This window comes from Streptococcus parasanguinis (genome assembly GCF_001073155.1).
Lineage (GTDB): Bacteria > Bacillota > Bacilli > Lactobacillales > Streptococcaceae > Streptococcus > Streptococcus parasanguinis_D.
The window spans coordinates 1-19,046 of the sequence record NZ_JVEE01000041.1 but is presented as its reverse complement, the minus strand read 5'-3'; the positions used below and the strand labels follow the sequence as shown (position 1 = coordinate 19,046).

The following is a 19,046-nucleotide window of genomic DNA, read 5'->3' as shown; positions in this document are numbered from 1 at the left end:
TGTGGGAATCCTATTTTCTTTCGTATGTATTGTATAATTAAATTATTTTGTGTATATTTTGCTTATTCAGCTTATTATTAATAATTAGAGATATAAAAAGCTCGCAAAGCCTTGATTATTATACCGTTGACAAGTTTTTCAAAAACCTGTATGATAGAAAAAAGTTTATTAAAAAGGGGACGTATTTTGAAAAAATATACTATTTCACGTAAACAAACTTTAACTTTAGCTTCCGTTGTTTTAGGAACTGTCTTCACAGGAACGACTATTGCTTCTGCTGATGACGTTGCACCTGCAACAACCCAAGCTGCTCCTACAGCTACTACAGCAGCAAAATCACCTATCACTACTGCAACCGAAGAAATCAACGCCAAAGCCAATACACCAGTTGTTCCTGCTGATAAAGCAAAAACTGGAGATGTCATCGCTGTGGACGTTAAAAAAACTGGCCCATCTGCTAAAACAGACGGTGCAGATACAACCACTACCTCAACAGCAACTATCAAAACCACTAGCTTAGACGATCAAGACACACCTGTTGGCACTTCAAAACCAGTCTCTTCTACCAAGACAGCTACATCAACCAAAGAAACAGCTGACTACACTGAGACAACAACTGAAACCGTCAACAAAACAACTGTAGTCGAAGTGACAAAAGAAGCAGATGTCGTCAATAAAAAAGAAGTTCAAGCAACATCAGACATCGTCTTTGTCATCGACAAATCAACTTCAATGGATTCTCACATCAGGGATACGATGAAGAATGTCGAGACCTTCGTTCGCAATCTATCGGCAAAAAATATTCAAGCTCGTTTAGGATTGGTTGAATACGAAAGAGCTAGTGAAGTTAAATACCATGATTTCAATGGATCTAAGTTCACAAGTGATCCAGAAAGTTTCATTTCTGCTTTGAAAACCATCAAAACTAAAGGCTACTATGAAAATGCTACTGTTCCATTGCATCATATTGCTACTTCAGGGGACTACAACTGGGGGGCTGGGGCAAACAACCATCGCTTTGCTTTCTTGATTACAGACGAGGACATTGATCTTACAAAGGATACACCAACCAAAGAAGCGACACTGAAGGCCCTTCAAGATGCTGGCATCTCTTTGACAGTGGTTGGTGAAACAGCTGAGAAAAAAGACTTTGATCCATTGGTCAATGGAACAAATGGTCTCTACTTAGATATCGACAAAAACTTTGCTGACTTGTTGAACGTTCAATTTGCCAACAAAGTCGTTGAAACTGTCCAAAAAGGTCGTGTCTTCAAAGTCCAAACAGACAAGTATGAGTTGATCTCAAAAACTCACCGCGTGGCGAAAGCAAAACCACAAACGCCTAGCATCCAAACACCTGCAACACCGACTCCTACTCCTCAGAAACCGGCTGTTGTCACTCCTGCGAAACCGACCGTTTTCACACCGGCTAAAGATGAGCCTGTCAAAACAGCAGTTTATATCGCACCAGCTGCTCTTCCTCAAAAAGAAGCAAGCCTTCCAAATACAGGAAGCAAGACCTCAATTGCTTTGACGACTCTAGGTCTTGGTCTTCTTAGCATGGGTGCTGCCTTTGGCCTCTCTCGTAAAACAAAGAAAGACTAACATGAAAAGCCTAATCCGTTGATTGGGCTTTTTATCACTCAAAATTTCCCCTTTGCTATTTTCATTAGAAAGCGGAAATCTTCAACTTCTACCAAGAGATTCTTGTCCCCCGCTATGATATAATGGGGACAGTACAAGGGAGGAAACCAATGTTACAAGAACTAGCCTTTACAGGCCAATGGAGACACTATCAAAAACGCGTTCTCGATAAGAGTGACGCTTTTATGGCGGATGGCCACCTGCATTTGGTAGCAGCTCCTGGCTCTGGAAAAACAACCCTGGGAATCGAATTTATCAGACGCTTTGGCCAGCCAACCCTGATCTTGGCTCCTACGGTCACCATTCGTCAGCAATGGGTGGACCGGATTATCCAAGCATTCTTGAGTGATGAAAGCCAAGCGGAGCAATTGATCTCTCAGGACCTCAAACATCCTAAGCTGATTACAGTGGCTACCTATCAGGCCCTACACAGCGCCGTGAACCAAGTCGTCGGTCAATCACAAGCTGAGGATACCGATGACCAGGCAGAGATTGAAACATTTGATTTCAAAGGCTTTGATATCTTTACTACTTTCAAAGCCATCTCACTCGGGACCCTTTGTTTAGATGAGTGTCATCACCTGCGCAATGAATGGTGGAAGAGTTTGGAAGCCTTTCGTCAGGCCTTCCCAGACTTAAAGATGATCTCCCTTACCGCCACCCCGCCCTATGAAGGGGATCCTGCCCTTTGGGATCGCTATATCCGCATGTGTGGTGAGATCGATGAGGAAATTACGGTTCCCGAATTGGTCAAGGAAGATACCCTTTGTCCCCACCAAGACTATGTCTACTTTGCCTTTCCAACCAAGGAAGAGCAAGAGCAGTTGGACGCTTTTAGCCAACAAAAGAATGCTCTCTTGCAACAACTGACTTCCGATTCCCTCTTTTGCCAATACCTCCAAACCTGCCAGGCCTTATCTGGTCAGATTAGCGATGATGAATTGCTCAATGAGCCCAAGTATCTCTCTGCTACCCTGATCTTTCTTCGAAGCAAGGGAATTGACTTTCCCAAACGTTTCCAGGACCTTTTAGGAGCCAAGAAACTACCTGCTTTCACCCTGGACTGGCTTGAAATTCTCCTGCAAGGTCTGCTCTTTCAGGTGCCTCACTGGTACAATCTACCTGAGGAATACGAGAAGCAACTGCTTCATGAATTAAAAGCAGCCAGCTTGATCGATCGAAAACAAGTCAAACTGGTCCGCAACAAAAAACAAGACCTTCTACTCAACCAATCCCTCGGAAAACTTAATGCCGTCCGAGAGATTTTCAAGGCCGAATACCAGGCTCTTGGAAGCCAACTACGACAACTGGTATTAACAGACTATATTCGTCAAGATTTTGAAGTTCATCTAGGAGATAAGGACGCCCAATTTACTCAATTGGGAGTGCTCTCTTATTTCGAATCTATTCGCAGGGAAAGCTTAGAGCAAGCAACTCCTCCTGCCATCGCTGTCTTAACCGGTAGCATCGTCATCATCCCGACGGTTGCTAAGCCAAGACTAGAGGAGCTGTTAGGAGGGAATCGACTGACTTATCAAAGTGTTGGCCAATTATCTCCTGATGACTTTCTCAAGGTTCGTTTGGTCGGTTCTCAACATGATTTGGTGACAGCTGTGACCCAGCTCTTTCAAGAGGGCCTCATCCAGGTTGTTATTGGAACCAAGTCTCTTCTAGGAGAAGGCTGGGATGCTCCTTGTGTCAATTCCCTGATCCTAGCGAGCTTTGTCGGCAGCTTTATGCTCAGCAACCAAATGCGAGGCCGTGCCATCCGAGTGTGGCCTGAGGATCCAGACAAAACTAGTAACATCTGGCACCTGGTCTCCATTAATCTTTCCCTAAAGAAATGGTATGAAAAGTCCGATCTTGAAAAGGAAGAGATCGAAGCCATCACTGATCAGTTGAAAGAATACAGTCCTGATCTGGAGCTCTTAGAAAGACGGATGAAGCAATTTTTAGGTCTCCATTACAAGGGGCCCTTCATCGAATCTGGCATTGAACGTCTAGCCTTTGACAATATCCGCTATACCAAAAAACAGTTGCAAAAACTCAATGAAGAGACCTTAGAGCGCTCTACCCATCGTCAAGAACTCCGAGACGGCTGGAAATCAGCCCTGCCGATTCTGGAGAATATGGAGATTGCTAACGAGGTACAAGTGGATAAACACTTCCTGCCCCTGGCCCTATTTTTTGACGCCAGAAAGCTAGCTCGTTGGCTGACGGCCGCAGCTTTGACCGATTCTGTCGCCAACCTTTTTTACTATTCACATAGAGGCGGAGGGAATAAAGCGTCTCTAATTCTTCTATTCGTTTTAGCTGTTCTCGCTCTCCTTGCTTGGCTGCGCTACTATCTCTATAAGAGCCCTTATAAACGGTTAGAAGTCTTCGGCCAGGCTATTCACCAAGCCCTACTCCTTTCTGGCCAGATCCAGACCCAAGAAACCCGCATCCAAGTCGTACGAGACAGAAAGGATGCCATCAACACGCTGATCTATTTGAAGGGCGGAACCATGCGGGAGAAGGAACTCTTCTCGCAAACCATGATCGAATTCTTCGCACCGATTGAAAATCAGCGCTATATCCTGAAAGCACAGGAAAAGGTATCCGATCAAACAGAATATTTCGCTGTACCAAGCCTCTTTGACAAACGGAAAGAGGATGCCCAAGCCTTTGTGGAGCAAATCCGAAAGAGCCTAGGTAAGTATGACCTCGTCTATACCCGAAGTGCCGAAGGTCGCGCTATTCTCCTTGATGCGCGCATTAAGGCCTTAGCTAATAAACAAGAGCGCACCTTCACCAAGAAACAAGTGATGTCGAATTTGAAATAAAAGTTGTAAAAAACCATATTCCCATTGAAATGGAATATGGTTTTTTGGTTTGTTTCTATCAGATCCCCCTATTTCCACAAGCCACCTAAGATTTGCTTTTCGACCAAGGAAAGATCTTCATCGGTCACTTGCCCATTAGTTCCAAGAATATAGAGCTGACCAAAATAGGCAAGCAGCGGGCCAATCAGAATACGCAGGAATTGGGAAATAGTCAGATCAGGATTGATGCGAGGGTCCGCTTTCAGTTCTTGAAGGAGGTCACCAATTCTACCCTGAATGAAACTCCAAATATGTTCTTGCTCCTGCTTGATCTTTTCATTCGAAAATATCTCCTGTAACACGATTTTTAAGAGAGCTTGATTGGTTTTGAGGTAGTTCATTCGGTCATAAACGAAATAGTGAATTTTTTCCTCTGTTGTTTGAAAATTTAAGAGTTGATCCAGAAAATTTCCCAGAAGACTAGGAAGGATCGGATGTAAAATAGCCGTCAGCAACTCATCTTTGGTCTGGAAATACTTGAAGAGAGTGGCTTGGCTAAGCCCGGCATGCTCCGCAATTTGAAGGGTTGAAGTCCCATTATACCCCTTGGTCGAGATCAAATCGACGGCTGCCTGCATAATTTTCTTCTTTCCTTTGGGATAGTCTGCTCCCTCTAGATACGCTTCAAACGACTCAAAAATACTCTCGTTCATGTCCTTCCTCACATCCTCTTATTATTTTTATACCTTACGATACCGACGCAATCCGACAATATTCAGCATTGTCAAAGCGACAAGGAAAAGCAGTAAAACACCGATATTTGGCAAAATATCCCCAAGGTTACGTCCGTAAAGAATAATCTGACTCATGGCATCACCTGAGTAGGTCAAAGGCAAGAACTTCCCAATTGTTTTTGCCCATTCTCCCATTGAATCAAGAGGAATGATTCCTGAGAAAAAGAGCTGCGGCATAATCACAAGAGGAATAAATTGCATCATTTGGAATTCTGATTTGGCCAAGGTGGACAAGAGAATTCCGAAGGCGAGTGCTACAAGAGCCAATACTACATTAACTATTATAATATTTCATAAACTTCCGACAACTTCAATATTCAACAACCAGATAGCTGCTAAAACAACAACCGCTGTTTGAAGAATAGCGATGATCCCATAAGACATCATGTAACCATAGACGATTTCAGAGCGTTTAACTGGAGTGGCTAATAAGCGATCTAGGGTGCCGCTGGTGCGTTCTTTCAACAGCGCCATCCCTGAAATCAAGAAAACAAAGAAGAAAACGACAAATCCAATCAAGACTGGAATCATACTGGCAAAGAAGCCTGTATCTTCATTCCCATACTCATAAGATTCCTTAATTTCTGGTGATTTTGCATCCAGTTTCAATTGAGGAAGGGCCTGTTTAACACGAGTTAATAGTTGATTGGTGCCTTCACTGGCGATACTGGTTCGCAATACTTGACGGGTCATAGCAGTTTTCGAAGCATCTGTATTGGCATAATCTACCAGATACTCCCCGTCTTTATAAGAAATGACGGCGTCGACTTTCTCATCAGCCAAGTCTTCTTTGGCTTGATCCATGTCTTTGTAAGTTTTCACACTGACATGGTCCATATCATCCATCTTCCTTACCAAACTAGTTGGTAGATCCCGTGTTGCAAGCTTGACGTTCACGGTTGTACTAGCCGAAAACATGAGGTTCATCAACCACATGATAAATACTGGAGCCACAAACATCATGGCAAGGGTTCGTTTGTCACGAAGCAATTCTTTGATAACTTTTTTTGCAATGGCAAGGGTTCTCATCTTATTCTCCTTCTGCTTTCAAAAAGACTTCTTCAATACTTGACACACCATAATTTTCCTTGAGATTTTTTGGTGTATCAAAGGCAATGATGTTTCCACCTAACAAGAGGCCAACCTTATCTGTCAACTCTGCTTCATCCATGACATGGGTGGTGACCAAAATGCCTACACCCTTGTCTCTAAGTGTGATTAATTCCTTCCAGATTTTCTTTCGAAGAGAAGGATCGATTCCAACCGTCGGTTCGTCCAAAATCAAGAGCTGAGGATTTCCTAAAAGCGCAATCGCCAGCGACAAGCGTCGTTTCATCCCTCCGGAATAACCAGATACGGCCTTATTTAAGTGATCTGTCAGATCTACCACCTGAGCCACATGGGCAATTTCTGTTGTTAAGTCTTTTTTGGAAAGGCCTTTTAGCTGACCGAAAAATTCCAAATTTTCTTGCCCTGACAAGGCCTCATATAAAGCATCAGACTGGGCCATATAGCCAATATCTCCCAGAATATGACGATTGGGCATGGTGCGGTCTAAGACTAAAGCGATACCGCTATCTGCCTTTTCCATTCCTAACATGGTTTTAATCATGGTTGATTTACCAGCACCAGAAGGACCGATTAGACCAATGATTTCCCCAGACTGTAATTCAAAACCAACGTGGTTTAACACCAGTTGTTGACCAAAAGATTTTTGTAAATCTTGTAAATGTAGCAATGTTTTCATATGCATCCTCCTAAGTGAGTGTTTACTCACTTTTTAAGTATGAGACTATTATAGTGAGTGAACACTCACTTGTCAAGTAGAAAATTTCATTTTTTTCAGAAAAATAAAAACACCAGATGAATACATCTGGTGTTGATAATGGAAATTTCTGCTGTTAAGCTTCTGTCTGCATCTACTCGCGATACTCTGAAATAGTCTGTCCGGTCCATTTTTTAAAGGCTCGTGAGAAGGAAGACACTTCGGAGTATCCTAGTAAATAGGCTACATCAACTGTTGTCATGTAATGACAATTTGCGTCACAATGAAATTGATTGGTCTACTCCCCTTCCTTCCATCATATACTGTCATTTTTCTGATATAATAAATTGTTCAAACATCGCAGAAAGGATAACCCATGTCAAATCTTATCAAACACAAACGGGTTGAGTATAGTGAACTCTTTTATGATCTGGTCTTTGTTTACGCTATTTCCAAAACCACTGCCCTTATCCATCATCTTCACCATGGAGTCTTATCATTAGATGCCATCTTTGGTTTCCTGATGACACTTCTGGTTTTGGTCAATTCTTGGATGATTCAGACCGTCTATACCAACCGCTATGGAAAGAATTCCCTTTTCAATATGACCGTCATGTTCATCAATATGGCAATGTTGCTCTTAATCTCAAACATGATTACCAATGACTGGCAGAGCTACTTTCATACCTTCTGCTGGACAGTGGGAACCCTGACCTTAACCCTATTTCTCCAATACTTAGTAGAGTATTTGCGTAAGTCTACTACTCCAGCCAATCGAAAAAGTATCAAGGGCTTTCTTTGGATGACAGGGCTCAGGACCTTGGCTATCTACATAGCTGCACTTCTTCCGATAGATTTTGGTATCTATGTCTATATGCTAGGGATTCTCTTGACCTTCGTCATGCCTATTATCTTAACTCGACATACAAGTCTTTTTCAGATTAATCTCCCCCACCTGATTGAACGCATCTCGCTTTTAGTTATCATCACTTTTGGTGAGATGATTATGGGCCTTGCAGATTTTTTTACACTTGAAAATTTCTCTATCCACTCTATCCTTTACTTTATCATCATGGTCAACCTCTTTATGAATTACTTTGGTAAGTTTGACCATGCCATTGATGAAGAAGGAAAGAATAAGGGAATCTTCCTAATTTATAGTCACTATCCAATTTTCATCGGCTTGATTATGGTGACTGTGTCTATGAGTTTCTTGGTCAATCCAGAAGTCCATCACCATTTTGCGACTGGCTTCTTCTATACGGGTATCGGCCTCTTTCAAGCTGCTATCCTTGCAAATGGCTATTTTAACAAGAGTCACCTCAAGTATGACAAGCTCTATTATGGTTTGCAAGCAGGGATGTTCCTTATCGGACTGGTTCTCTCCCTTCTTTTCTCAGCCAATCCAACCATTGTCATTACCATCGCAACCGTGATGACTTTAGCAATGGAAGTTCACTTTATCCATTTTTATATGACCCGAACCAAGAAATTTTCAAGTCCGGATTGGGAATTGTATTAAAAAATTCTAGTAGATATTTTCTACTAGAATTTTTTCGTTAGTCCAGTACAATCATAGCCTTAATCGTCTTACGTTCATCCATATCTTTGTATGCCTGATCAATCTCGTCCAAGCTATAACTATGAGTGAAGACGCGACCTGGATTGATATCGCCATCAAGGACAGCCTTAAGCAAGAACTGTTTGTCGTAGGTAGTGACCGAGGCTGCTCCACCTGCCACCGAGATGTTTTGAGCAAAGGTCGAACCAAGGGCACGATTATTGTAATGAGGCACGCCGACAAAACCTAAACGTCCTCCATTGTGAAGAACCCCAAGGGCTTGATCGACAGCTGCTGCGGTACCGACACATTCAAGGGCCGCATCTGCTCCACCTCCGAGGATTTCACGAACCTTGGCAATGCCTTCTTCACCACGCTCAGCGACAACTGCTGTCGCGCCTGACTCCAAGGCCATCTGTTGACGGTCTTTGTGACGGCTCATAAGGACGATTTGTGATGCTCCCCGCATTTTGGCTGCGATCACTGCACATTGACCAACGGCACCGTCCCCGATGACCACTACTTTGTCACCAGGCTTCACGTCTGCTACACGCGCTGCATGGTAGCCCGTCGGCATGACATCAGCCAGCGTCAAGAAGGATTTGAGCATAGCTTCTGTATAATCAGATGGTTGACCTGGAATCTTGACAAGGGCCCAATTAGCAAAGTGGAAACGGATGTACTCTGCTTGCACCCCGTCAGACCAGTTGGTGCCAATATGGCGGTCACAAGTCCCATCATAGCCAGCACGACAGGCATCACACTCCCCACAACCATGGGTGAAAGGCGCAATGACAAAGTCTCCTGGCTTAACCGTTGTAATGGCCTCACCGATTTCTTCCACGATCCCAATAGCTTCGTGGCCACTATTTTGATGACCTGCTTCAATATCCGGATTGCGGTAGCTCCAGAGATCGGATCCACAGACACAGGTGCGAACGATGCGGAGAATGACATCATCTGGCGCTTCGATGCGTGGACGTTCTACTTCTACTAGACCCACTTGCCCAGCTTTTGTATAAACTGTTTTCTTCATAGGAACAACCTACTTTCTATTGCTTACTTACCTACAGTATACACTTTTTCTTAGGCTTCTGCTCGTACCAACTCGTCATTAATGATGGTGATGATCATGCCCATGACCTTGATCCACTTCCAGTTCTTCGATATTTCGCTTGTGGGCGCGGTGGGTCGCCAAGTCTTCATCCACTTCGATGGTAACATTTTGAAATCCACTCTCTTTGAGCAAGGTGCGGATAGACTCTTTACAGACCTCCATATGCTTGACATGCTCCAGACAAACATGGACAATGGCGTTTTTTTCCAAACCATCCATGGTCCAAAGATTGAGCTGATTGATACTAGCGACATGGTCCAACCGCTCCAAATCACTCTTGACTTGCTGGATATCTACTCCTTCTGGCACGGCATCCAAGAAAATCTTGAGCGTGCTCCAAAAACGTGGAATGGCTTTTGACAGAATAAAGATGGAAATGGCAAGAGATAAGAGCGGATCCAGAATATACCAGTCGGTAAATCGGAGGACAATGGCCATTAGGATGACAGCCACCCAGCCCAGAGTATCTTCCAGAAAATGCAGGCTGAGAATGGATTCGTTCTTGGTTTGCCCCTTGCGAATGACGAGACTCGCTAGCACATTGATGCTGACGGCTATGATTCCAAGCCAGAGAATGCCCTCATCGTTGACAGGTTGTGGGTGAAATATTTTCGTTATATTTTCTAAAATAACCAGAACGGACCCTGTCATGAGAATCACTGCCGTTACCATGGCCCCTAAAAGGCTAAAGCGCTTGTAGCCCAAGGTATAGTGGCTGTCTTCTTCACGGTTAGAAATGCTCTCCAAAAAGGCGGAGATCCCAATAGCGATCGCATCCCCCAAGTCATGGACCGAATCCGCAAGGACAGCGCTGGATCCAAAAATCCCTCCTGCAATAAACTCAACAATGGCATAACTCAAATTCAAGAAAAAAGCGATCCAGACCGCATGTTTTGTCTTCATAATCCTATTTCCTTTGTTATAATAGATTCATGAACATCATGTTCATTATCATTATCTAACATTCACAACAGAAAGGATAGGGGCAAACCGTTTAGGGTGTACGTTACTGAACAGTTTGTTCAAAGTGTCCATATGACTGCTCAGGATCGTCGTATTACTAAGACTCGAAAAGCCATCTATAATGCTTTTTTACAACTACTCAATCAAAAAGACTACGAGGCTATCACGGTTCAGGAAATCATAGACCTTGCTGATGTTGGGCGCTCGACCTTTTACAGCCATTACGAGAGTAAGGAATTATTGCTAGATGAACTCTGTCAAAAGCTCTTTCACCATCTCTTTGAGCGTGCTGAACACCTCTCACCACAAGACTATCTAGCTCATATCTTTCAGCATTTCAAGAAAAATCAAGATCATGTGACCAGTCTCTTGCTCTCTAAAAACGATTATTTCATCCGGCAACTGCGAAAAGAACTAGAACACGATGTCTACCCAATGGTAGCCGACGAACTCATCCAATCGTACCCTAACATTCCCCACTCCTATCTCAAACACCTGGTCGTCAGCCATTTCATCGAAACCCTCAGCTGGTGGTTGAAAAAAGGCAAGTCCTACACCGAACAAGAAGTCATCCAATTTTATTTGGAGATTCTAAAAGTGGGCTCGAACTAGAAGGGAGTATTTTCAATGACCAGCGTGCAATTTTACTTTCTATTTCCATCACTCTTCATGCTTCACGAACTCGAAGAAATCGTTTGGATGCCATCCTTTGTCAAAAAAATATCAATCCAGTATCCAAACAATCGAATCCTAACTTATTACACTCCTTTTGCTTTCAACTTTATTGTCTTGGAACAATTTCTCATCCTAATGACGTCGCTATATCTTAGTTACCAGTTTAATAACTATAGCATTTACGCAAGCATCATAATCGCTTATATCTACCATGTGTTCGGACATCTGATTCAGACAGTCGTTATTCGAAAATATGTGCCTGGGTTGTTAACGGGCATTTTAACAAGTTTGTTTGCTCTTTGCAATCTCAAAAATGAATTTCCAATTAAACTTTATGGTTACTCTCTTTTTACCTTATTGGTTATTATTTTAAATCTTGTAGTATCATTTATGATTCTTCATAAAATCAGTCATAAAAAATAGTACTCAGGCAATCATATCTTAGAAAGGAAACCCTATGTTCTTCCCCATTCTTCTCGGCTTTTTTACAGCCTTCTTTGCCCTTGCTTTTGTTCTTCTTCACTTATTGGCCTCCCTTTCAGAATTTAAAAAGGGAAATCACACTTTAGGAAATACATTTCTCCTCATCGGAAGTAGCCTTGCGACCTTATCTCTCATCCTCTACTTCTTTTTACCGATTGTCTCTCTAGCCCTTTGGCTGATCGGATGTGGTTTGATTTGCTACGGAGCCTATTGGAATGGAAAACACAAAGGAAACTTCCACCCAGTCCACCACCTGATTCGGATGGGCATCGCTCTGGTGATTACAATTTTATTAGCTCTCATATAAGAAAAGCTCAGGTTTTCAAAAAACTTGAGCTTTTGTAGTTTCTATTTATTATGCCATCAACAGCATGAGAATAGGAATCACCACCATGGTTGCAAGGGTCGTTTCTGTCACCATGACGGCTGCATAGTCACTATCAGCTCCATAGAGTCTGGCAACAACTGGCGCATTGGTCATCACAGGCATAGCGGACTGGATGATAAAGACCTGCTTCATCAAACTTGGAAGAGGCACCCAGTAGACGATGGAGGCCATCAAGAGAGGGGCAACCAGAAAGCGACCTAGTAGAATCAATAGTTGCTCTTTTCCCAGAACCAACTGCTTCACACCTACATGAGACACTGACAAACCGATGAATATCATGGATAAGGGGGTTGTTAAATTGCCCAGGTACTGTAAATCACTGGCTAGAAAAGCTGGCAACTTGATCTGTAGCATCACCAAGACTAGTCCCAAGAGAAAGCCCATAAGGGGCGGAGAAAAGACTTTTTTCAGACTGGTTTTGAGATCAAACTGAGCTTCTCCCTCACCATCTCGCTGAATGAGATAAGTTCCCAAAGTCCAGAAAAAGGTCGTATTACACATGTAATAGATCAAAACATAGGGAATACTGGCATCTCCAAAGAGGGCTTGGTTAATGGGGAGTCCCACGAAGATGGTATTGGAGTTAAAAAACATGGAAATAAAGAGGCCACGACGGTCCTGTCTTACTGCAAAGATCCTTGCTACCCCTGTCGCGATGCCAAGTAAAATAACCATAGACAGGGCAGGAAATCGCAAGGCTGGCAACATTTTAAGTAGATCTGCTGCTGTGAAGCGTTGCGTAATGGTGTAGAGCATATAGCAGGGAAGAGCAACTTGAGTGACCAATTTAGCGAGTAGGCCACGCGACTTGTCATCGAACCAGCCTTTTTCACCAATGATAAAGCCCACTAAAATCATGCCCAGGATGACGAGAATCCCTGATATGCTCCTCAAAAAGATGTCCATGTTCTCCCCTTTTCTTTTTTAAATTTGAACTAAAAAAAAACATTTTTTACAAGTCTCAAAAACTACTCTAGTATATCATAAAAAGAGGTGGGGCAACATGCCCAACCTCATGCATTTTATTAATTGTCACTAATACCCCTTCTTAGCTGCCTTACTCCATTGGTACCAACCAACGAGACTGTTGATAAAGTAAATCAAGAAAAACCAATAAAATGGTGGGGACTATGGCGAAAATAGATGATTCAGTTAAAAAGAAAGTTCCAGAATTGCGATTTAAAGGATTCACGGATGAATGGGAACAGCGTAAGTTGGGAGACAAAGTTCGAATAGTGATGGGACAGTCTCCTAATTCAGAAAATTATACTGATGATCCTAATGGGCGCTAAAAATGCGAAGACCTATGAAGACCTATTTTGTATTAGTCAAACAAAAGATCCAAAAGAAATGGTATATGATTATGACCATGAAATAAAGTAAAACCAAACCGAGTGATCTGAGGAAGCACCCGATGATCATGAAACGTTATTAAACACAAAAGTCACCCATGTGAGTTCTTGCCAGAAGCTGAAGTTAATCCTTCAACCTGGAAAACCCGCAGAGGTGACTTTTTCTATACATCTCGATTTTTCTGGCAATAATCATTAACCGATAAATATGTCTGTGAATCACCCAGCGACTTCGCTATGTCCATAATCCGCGGTGGTAGTAATCCCACTCGCTGGACAAGTTCGTGATCGCTGAATAATTCCCGTGGACTGCCGGCGAAGCCAAACTTCCCGTGTTCCATAACATACACCGACTCAAACTCGGCGGCGACCCAATCCATGTCATGGGTGATGGTCACAACTTGGTGGCCCGAATCAGCCAACTGATGGAAAATTGCGGTCAACTTGCGCCGGCTTTCCCAATCAAGCGACATCATCGGCTCATCAAATAAATAAATCGCCGGATCCACTGCCAAAACTGTGGCAACGCTCAACAGCTTGCGTTCCGACAATGACAGGTCATATGGACTTTCAGCTGTTTTATCATCCAAGCCAACTCTTTTTAGAGCCGCTAAAGCCCGCCTCGTAATCGTGTCGTGGTCATCCATGACCTGCGCGACACTCCACTCCACCTCTCGTTGAACGGTCGGGTTGAAAAGCTGATCGTCAGGATTCTGAAAAGTAATCCCAACCTTCAGTAACTTTTCGACTGGTTTAAGATCATTAAAATTTTCTCCATCGATCTTAATCACACCGGTTTGTGGTGTCAGCAAGCCCGTCAACAATTTGAAGAGCGTTGATTTGCCGGCACCATTTTGGCCGACAATCGCCACCATCGGATCGGCGAAGTGTTTGTCTTCAACATCCAAGCTAAAGGACCGTTCCGGATAAGTGAACGTCAGGTGTTTCAGTTCAATTGTGGACATAACGAACCTCCTTCAGTTCAGCGTCATTCACCGGATACCGGCCATCAGCCAAGTGCCAATCCATTTTTTGAGCAAGTTGCTGGATTGTCGGGGCTGGAATCTGCCAGTCAGCTGCCAAATGATTAAACACCTCACCCGGCCTGCCCTGGGCTACCATTTGACCCTCGTGCAGCACCCACACAACGTCGGCGACTTCGCACAAATCGTCAATTTCACTGGTGACAATGAAGACAGTCGTCTCTTTGACTTGGGCCAGCCATTGGAAAAATTGTCGGCGGCCAAGGGGATCCATCTGACTGGTCGGATCATCCATAATCAAAACAGCCGGGTTAGCCACAATCGCCGTGGCAATTGCCAACCGCTGGATCTGACCACCGGAAAGGCTCTCGGGACGCAAATTCAGCTGTTCAATCAGCCCCATTTGCGTGGCAACTTCTTCAACCCGTTTTTGAATCAGTCCTTCAGCCATTCCCTGATTAATCAAGTCAAAGGCGATTTCATCGGCAACCGTGTCTGCCAACCCGCTTAGTTGGCCAGCTGGATTTTGCAGTACAACTCCATTCATGGCATTATAAACGGGCCAATTGTCGGACACTCGCTGGCCAAACATGTGCCAGTCGCCCTCAATCTCAGCAGACACAATTTTGGGAATGACCCCTGCCAGCACACGGCACAAAGTCGATTTGCCGGAGTGGCTATTCCCGATAATCCCAACCACCTGGCCGGTATGAACCTCCGCGTTAATCTGACGCAGTTGTGGTTGCTCAGTACCCGGATAACGGGTGGTCAAATTTTCAATTACAATCCGTTTATCTTCGTCCATATCTTCCACCCAATCAATAAAATTGCCAATCCAGTCAGACCAATGTGCAGCGTCCGCGACAGGCGATACACGCGCTGGGAGGTTCTGACAGTCCGGTTGGGATTATCAAAACCTCTCAGTTGGAGAGAAATCGACCGCGCCATCGATTGATCCAAGGTCTTAATCACCAATGGAATTAGAACCGGCAGGACTGACTTTAATTTCTGAATCAACGTTTTTTGCGGATTGGTTCCGCGAACTTTTTGTGCCTGCTGGATTTTCCGCATATTGCGCATCATTTCCGGCAAAATATAACAGACCGACATCAGAACGTAGACGGTTTTATAAGACAATCCGGACAGTTCCAAATAGGCCGCGTTTTCTGAAATACTCGTGGTCACCATAAAAAAGCCACTGGTCAAAATAATCACCAATACTCGACAACCCAGAGTGGTGGCGTAAATCAGGCCTTCTTTGTAGAACGATACCCCAAGCACAGAAAACAGCACAGTTTGATTCCGACTGTAAAATAACCCTTGGATGATCAGCATAGTGCAAATCAGAAACAGGCTGAATCCTAGCGCCTTAAAGGTGGTAGAACTCAATTTGGAAAATAACAATAGCAGTGTTGCGACAAGAATTAATCCGGCCTGAAGCAATAAATTCATACTGGCAAAGCTCAACAACGTCATGTCCAAGATGAACAAGAGCTTAGTAATCGGATCGATCACCTGGTACCACTTGAGCTTGACCCGTGGCGCTCCAGAAATCAATGTTTGATCAGTCATCATTTATCACCGCTAAAGAAGTGCACCATCCGCTTCGGCAACTGACGATAGATGAAGAATGCCAGGTAGGCCACGCAGACTTTATCCAAAATATCCAAGACAAACTCATCGATAAATGAGGCCAGCCACACTGGTGCATGATTGGCGACCATTACCGCAAACAATGAGTCACCCCAAGCGATACCGGTCTGACCACCCCAAAAGATGACGTTGAGTGGCGTTGAAATGACAGCTGAAACGATGGCAATAATAATAGCAGAAACAAATACTCGTCGCGCTGACGAGAACCACCCATTGGCGTGCAAAACTCCGACAGCAATCCCAATTCCGATGCTGGTAATCGCATATACGGTTGAAATTGGCGATAAGGTCAGCCCATAGATCACGTTGTTGATGAAACCACTGATGGCACCGGCAACCGGCCCAGCCAACATGCTGGCAAGAAAGGTTCCCAAAGACCCCAGCCAAACGGGCAACTTTAACCCCTCCGCCAAGGCTTTGGCAACATAGTTAATCCCCACGGCAGCGGGAATCAAAGTCATGGTGGCAGCACTTAACTTAAATTTCCACATACTGGTACGATGAATCGGTTCTGTTTTCATAATTTTCTCCTTTTGTTTTTAAAGAGCCGTGTCTGTTTAGACTTTCGGACGCAACGCTCTATAGATTTTTGATTTGAACCGCTTCTCCTTTCACAGATCCCTTAGTCGACATCAGGGATTTTCTTGAAAAGGATTGTTCAACAGTTCACAACTAATCATACGCCTATTTCATCAGAAGTCAAGAATTTTCTGAAGTTTTCTTGAAAACGTTCGGGAATTGAAAAAAGCTCCACAAAGCTAGAGGAAATTGCCCTTACTAAGTCATAAAAAAGACTTCATCTTATCCTAGATTGGTGAAGTTTTTTGATTTTTCTTCTTATCTCGTACCCACAGCATAGCTAGTCCAAAAAGGTGACTACCAAACAAGGCAGTCACAAAAATCAGCTTGCCCCTATCTGGATAAGTAAGGGGGAGGCTGCTAAAGCCATAGCAAGCCCACTCGATAAAGATCGGATGCGAAAAGTAAAGGGCTATACTCATTTGCTTTAAATACTGTAAATCATAGCTTTTCAAAAAGGACGATCGCAGGCAGGCATTGACAAAATAGACCGTCACAATAGGAAATAATAAGAAAAAGTTCTTATCGATTCCTTCATGTTGAAAAATGATGGTACCTTCTATACAGAACAAACCAAAGGCGAGAGATAGCTTTTGCCAACGGTGAACCTTAAAGGTTTGTGCATGAAAATGGTCATACAGATAGTAACCCATATAGATAAAAATAGGCGTGTAAAAGAGACCATTTCTCGCTGTAAAAAATAAATTGCTGTAGAGCTTGGTAGCCTTTAAGAAGACTCGTGGTGTCCAGATAAGCCGAATAGGTCTCGATCAAGCCCCAGCAGTATAGGAGCAAGGTGATCAACCCCGTCCAAACCATGCTTAGACGTTTGACCAATTGATTGACCAAAAACAAGCCCAGTAGAAAGGCCGGAATATACCAGAGTTGGTAGCACATTCCCAGATAGATCAGTGCAATGAGAACACCTGCTGGAAAAAGATAGATAGGAAGATGGAGACTAGAGAAAAAGAGCCAGGCATAAGGAAGGTAAACAAAACTCCAAAACAAATAGGTTTTTACGATTTTGACCAGATAGGCCTTTATTTTCTGAGAATTCCCTAGTGATTGCTTGAGGAAAAAGCTGGCACAGACGATAAAATATGGCACCGCTAGCCGGCCAAGCATGCTCTTGAGACCAAAATGCAGTGGCTCATAAGAGGTCAAGCGACCACTATGCACCAATATCACTGCAATCGCAAAGAGGTATTGAAAAAAGCTGATACTAGAGGTGTTATAGAGGGGATTCTTTTGCATGGTCCTACTCCTTGCCCAAAGCAGTTTCTATGGTTATTTTAGCATGAAAGGGAAGGCCAAGCAAGGAATCTTACATCCTTATCTACCTTTTTTCCTCTATTTTTGATATACTCAAAGCATGCATAAACAAACGATTATTGATTTTAAAGAGCTTGGATTGCGCCACCTTTTCACCAAGCCCATAAAGGAATTAAAAACTAGAAACCTCGACCAGGTAGAGGCTCTTCTTAGAGAAGTCGAAGCCTACCAAGAGAAAGGCTTTTATGCTGTTGGCTATATCAGCTATGAGGCTGCTCCTGCTTTTGAGAAGAAGTTTGCTGTCCATCCAGCACCTCTTATGGGAGAGTATCTCCTCTATTTTACGATCCACGAGGAGGTCGAAACCCTTCCTTTCCCAGAGCACTATGGGGCAGTGGATCTTCCAGCTAATTGGAAGGAAGAGGTAGAGGCACCTGCTTATAAAGAAGCTATCGAGACCATCCATCACCATATCCGCCAGGGAGATACCTACCAGGTCAACTACACTGTCCAGCTTTCTCAAGAGCTAAAAGCAGACCCTTTGGCCATCTACAACCGCTTAGTGGTTGAGCAAAAGGCCCATTACAATGCCTTCATCCAGCACGATGATGTCTCCATCCTCTCTATCAGTCCTGAGCTCTTTTTTGAGCAAGACGACCGGCTACTGACCACGCGCCCGATGAAGGGAACGACGCACCGTGGTCTCACCAACCAAGAGGATCTGCAAGAGGCTGCTTGGTTAGAAGCCGATCCGAAAAATCGAGCAGAAAACATGATGATCGTCGACCTCCTCCGCAATGACATGAACCGGATTTCGGAGATTGGAAGTGAGCAGGTGACCCGTCTTTGCCAAGTCGAGCAATACTCCACTGTTTGGCAGATGACCTCGACCATTGAAAGTCGCTTACGAGCTGAGGTCGACCTGGTCCAAACCTTCCGAGCTCTCTTTCCTTGTGGCTCGATTACAGGAGCACCGAAGATCTCCACTATGGAAATCATCCAAAAGACGGAGA

General features: G+C 43.8%; 19 protein-coding genes and 2 pseudogenes. 8 read left to right on the top strand and 13 right to left on the bottom strand.

The annotated features are described in order from the left end of the window. Positions 1-186 precede the first annotated feature (186 nt). Positions 187-1,605, top strand: coding sequence for a VWA domain-containing protein (locus tag ADH92_RS07235; RefSeq protein ID WP_239681861.1), 1,419 nt, complete (start codon positions 187-189; stop codon positions 1,603-1,605). Between the two features lie 149 nt (positions 1,606-1,754). Then, positions 1,755-4,469: a DEAD/DEAH box helicase family protein gene (locus ADH92_RS07230; protein ID WP_049497952.1), complete on the top strand. Its 2,715-nt coding sequence runs from the start codon at positions 1,755-1,757 to the stop codon at positions 4,467-4,469. 68 nt (positions 4,470-4,537) lie between these two features. Here ADH92_RS07230 and ADH92_RS07225 read toward each other — a convergent pair whose 3' ends face one another. The 4 genes and pseudogenes from ADH92_RS07225 to ADH92_RS10645 all read right to left on the bottom strand — a co-directional run. Continuing rightward, positions 4,538-5,161 carry a TetR/AcrR family transcriptional regulator gene (locus tag ADH92_RS07225; protein WP_006596535.1) on the bottom strand — a complete coding sequence of 208 codons (624 nt, stop codon included), beginning with the start codon at positions 5,159-5,161 and terminating at the stop codon, positions 4,538-4,540. A 27-nt stretch (positions 5,162-5,188) separates the two neighbouring features. After that, a pseudogene (locus ADH92_RS07220) lies at positions 5,189-6,271 on the bottom strand (ABC transporter permease). A 1-nt stretch (position 6,272) separates the two neighbouring features. Beyond that, positions 6,273-6,989 (bottom strand): ABC transporter ATP-binding protein, encoded by a 717-nt coding sequence (locus tag ADH92_RS07215; protein WP_049497951.1) that lies wholly within the window; start codon positions 6,987-6,989, stop codon positions 6,273-6,275. A gap of 172 nt (positions 6,990-7,161) precedes the next feature. Continuing rightward, positions 7,162-7,269, bottom strand: a pseudogene (locus ADH92_RS10645) (helix-turn-helix domain-containing protein); the annotation flags it as partial. 114 nt (positions 7,270-7,383) lie between these two features. Here ADH92_RS10645 and ADH92_RS07210 point away from each other — a divergent pair. Beyond that, positions 7,384-8,529, top strand: coding sequence for a low temperature requirement protein A (locus ADH92_RS07210; RefSeq protein WP_003008695.1), 1,146 nt, complete (start codon positions 7,384-7,386; stop codon positions 8,527-8,529). Positions 8,530-8,566: 37 nt separating this feature from the next. On the opposite strand, the gene ADH92_RS07205 is transcribed toward ADH92_RS07210, so the two are convergent. After that, positions 8,567-9,604 carry a zinc-binding dehydrogenase gene (locus tag ADH92_RS07205; RefSeq protein WP_049497950.1) on the bottom strand — a complete coding sequence of 346 codons (1,038 nt, stop codon included), beginning with the start codon at positions 9,602-9,604 and terminating at the stop codon, positions 8,567-8,569. A 78-nt stretch (positions 9,605-9,682) separates the two neighbouring features. Then, positions 9,683-10,588 carry a cation diffusion facilitator family transporter gene (locus ADH92_RS07200; protein ID WP_049497949.1) on the bottom strand — a complete coding sequence of 302 codons (906 nt, stop codon included), beginning with the start codon at positions 10,586-10,588 and terminating at the stop codon, positions 9,683-9,685. Positions 10,589-10,720: 132 nt separating this feature from the next. Here ADH92_RS07200 and ADH92_RS07195 point away from each other — a divergent pair, with 132 nt between their 5' ends. The 3 genes from ADH92_RS07195 to ADH92_RS07185 are packed head-to-tail and all read left to right on the top strand — an operon-like array spanning position 10,721 to position 12,113. Then, positions 10,721-11,260, top strand: a complete 540-nt coding sequence (locus ADH92_RS07195) for a TetR/AcrR family transcriptional regulator (RefSeq protein ID WP_049497948.1) — start codon at positions 10,721-10,723, stop codon at positions 11,258-11,260. A gap of 15 nt (positions 11,261-11,275) precedes the next feature. Next, entirely contained in the window at positions 11,276-11,746 is a 471-nt protein-coding gene (locus tag ADH92_RS07190; RefSeq protein ID WP_049497947.1) for an HXXEE domain-containing protein, read from the top strand. Positions 11,747-11,780: 34 nt separating this feature from the next. Then, entirely contained in the window at positions 11,781-12,113 is a 333-nt protein-coding gene (locus ADH92_RS07185) for a hypothetical protein (protein ID WP_049497946.1), read from the top strand. A 48-nt stretch (positions 12,114-12,161) separates the two neighbouring features. Here ADH92_RS07185 and ADH92_RS07180 read toward each other — a convergent pair whose 3' ends face one another. After that, on the bottom strand, positions 12,162-13,100 hold the full coding sequence (locus tag ADH92_RS07180; protein ID WP_049497945.1) for an AEC family transporter: 939 nt from the start codon (positions 13,098-13,100) through the stop codon (positions 12,162-12,164). A 224-nt stretch (positions 13,101-13,324) separates the two neighbouring features. On the opposite strand from ADH92_RS07180, the gene ADH92_RS11200 reads away from it, so the two are divergent. Next, on the top strand, positions 13,325-13,486 hold the full coding sequence (locus ADH92_RS11200; protein ID WP_173018768.1) for a hypothetical protein: 162 nt from the start codon (positions 13,325-13,327) through the stop codon (positions 13,484-13,486). 224 nt (positions 13,487-13,710) lie between these two features. Here ADH92_RS11200 and ADH92_RS07170 read toward each other — a convergent pair whose 3' ends face one another. The 6 genes from ADH92_RS07170 to ADH92_RS11430 form a co-directional block, all read right to left on the bottom strand. Continuing rightward, positions 13,711-14,511 carry an energy-coupling factor ABC transporter ATP-binding protein gene (locus ADH92_RS07170; protein WP_049497944.1) on the bottom strand — a complete coding sequence of 267 codons (801 nt, stop codon included), beginning with the start codon at positions 14,509-14,511 and terminating at the stop codon, positions 13,711-13,713. Next, positions 14,498-15,334, bottom strand: coding sequence for an ABC transporter ATP-binding protein (locus ADH92_RS07165; protein ID WP_049490421.1), 837 nt, complete (start codon positions 15,332-15,334; stop codon positions 14,498-14,500). The genes ADH92_RS07170 and ADH92_RS07165 overlap by 14 nt, the downstream gene beginning before the upstream one ends. Then, on the bottom strand, positions 15,310-16,101 hold the full coding sequence (locus tag ADH92_RS07160) for an energy-coupling factor transporter transmembrane component T (protein WP_173018717.1): 792 nt from the start codon (positions 16,099-16,101) through the stop codon (positions 15,310-15,312). The genes ADH92_RS07165 and ADH92_RS07160 overlap by 25 nt, the downstream gene beginning before the upstream one ends. Beyond that, a complete protein-coding gene (locus ADH92_RS07155; protein ID WP_003008715.1) occupies positions 16,101-16,703 on the bottom strand; it encodes a hypothetical protein in 603 nt (200 codons plus the stop codon). Before ADH92_RS07155 ends, ADH92_RS07160 begins: the two co-directional genes overlap by 1 nt. A gap of 285 nt (positions 16,704-16,988) precedes the next feature. Next, a complete protein-coding gene (locus ADH92_RS11435) occupies positions 16,989-17,414 on the bottom strand; it encodes a hypothetical protein (RefSeq protein ID WP_239681860.1) in 426 nt (141 codons plus the stop codon). Then, entirely contained in the window at positions 17,395-18,015 is a 621-nt protein-coding gene (locus ADH92_RS11430) for an acyltransferase (RefSeq protein ID WP_239681859.1), read from the bottom strand. The genes ADH92_RS11435 and ADH92_RS11430 overlap by 20 nt, the downstream gene beginning before the upstream one ends. 118 nt (positions 18,016-18,133) lie before the next feature. Between ADH92_RS11430 and ADH92_RS07145 the strand changes: the two genes are divergently transcribed. Further along, on the top strand, positions 18,134-19,046 hold a 913-nt coding region (locus ADH92_RS07145; protein WP_049497967.1), incomplete at its 3' end, for a chorismate-binding protein.

Excerpts from the sequence above, each read along its gene's own strand:
- ADH92_RS07230 (WP_049497952.1), top strand. The coding sequence starts at position 1,755 with ATGTTACAAGAACTAGCCTTTACAGGCCAATGGAGACACTATCAAAAA.
- ADH92_RS07225 (WP_006596535.1), bottom strand. The coding sequence starts at position 5,161 with ATGAACGAGAGTATTTTTGAGTCGTTTGAAGCGTATCTAGAGGGAGCA.
- ADH92_RS07215 (WP_049497951.1), bottom strand. The coding sequence starts at position 6,989 with ATGAAAACATTGCTACATTTACAAGATTTACAAAAATCTTTTGGTCAA.
- ADH92_RS07210 (WP_003008695.1), top strand. The coding sequence starts at position 7,384 with ATGTCAAATCTTATCAAACACAAACGGGTTGAGTATAGTGAACTCTTT.
- ADH92_RS07205 (WP_049497950.1), bottom strand. The coding sequence starts at position 9,604 with ATGAAGAAAACAGTTTATACAAAAGCTGGGCAAGTGGGTCTAGTAGAA.
- ADH92_RS07200 (WP_049497949.1), bottom strand. The coding sequence starts at position 10,588 with ATGAAGACAAAACATGCGGTCTGGATCGCTTTTTTCTTGAATTTGAGT.
- ADH92_RS07195 (WP_049497948.1), top strand. The coding sequence starts at position 10,721 with ATGACTGCTCAGGATCGTCGTATTACTAAGACTCGAAAAGCCATCTAT.
- ADH92_RS07190 (WP_049497947.1), top strand. The coding sequence starts at position 11,276 with ATGACCAGCGTGCAATTTTACTTTCTATTTCCATCACTCTTCATGCTT.
- ADH92_RS07185 (WP_049497946.1), top strand. The coding sequence starts at position 11,781 with ATGTTCTTCCCCATTCTTCTCGGCTTTTTTACAGCCTTCTTTGCCCTT.
- ADH92_RS07180 (WP_049497945.1), bottom strand. The coding sequence starts at position 13,100 with ATGGACATCTTTTTGAGGAGCATATCAGGGATTCTCGTCATCCTGGGC.
- ADH92_RS11200 (WP_173018768.1), top strand. The coding sequence starts at position 13,325 with ATGGCGAAAATAGATGATTCAGTTAAAAAGAAAGTTCCAGAATTGCGA.
- ADH92_RS07170 (WP_049497944.1), bottom strand. The coding sequence starts at position 14,511 with ATGTCCACAATTGAACTGAAACACCTGACGTTCACTTATCCGGAACGG.
- ADH92_RS07165 (WP_049490421.1), bottom strand. The coding sequence starts at position 15,334 with ATGGACGAAGATAAACGGATTGTAATTGAAAATTTGACCACCCGTTAT.
- ADH92_RS07160 (WP_173018717.1), bottom strand. The coding sequence starts at position 16,101 with ATGACTGATCAAACATTGATTTCTGGAGCGCCACGGGTCAAGCTCAAG.
- ADH92_RS07155 (WP_003008715.1), bottom strand. The coding sequence starts at position 16,703 with ATGAAAACAGAACCGATTCATCGTACCAGTATGTGGAAATTTAAGTTA.
- ADH92_RS11435 (WP_239681860.1), bottom strand. The coding sequence starts at position 17,414 with ATGGGTTACTATCTGTATGACCATTTTCATGCACAAACCTTTAAGGTT.
- ADH92_RS11430 (WP_239681859.1), bottom strand. The coding sequence starts at position 18,015 with ATGCAAAAGAATCCCCTCTATAACACCTCTAGTATCAGCTTTTTTCAA.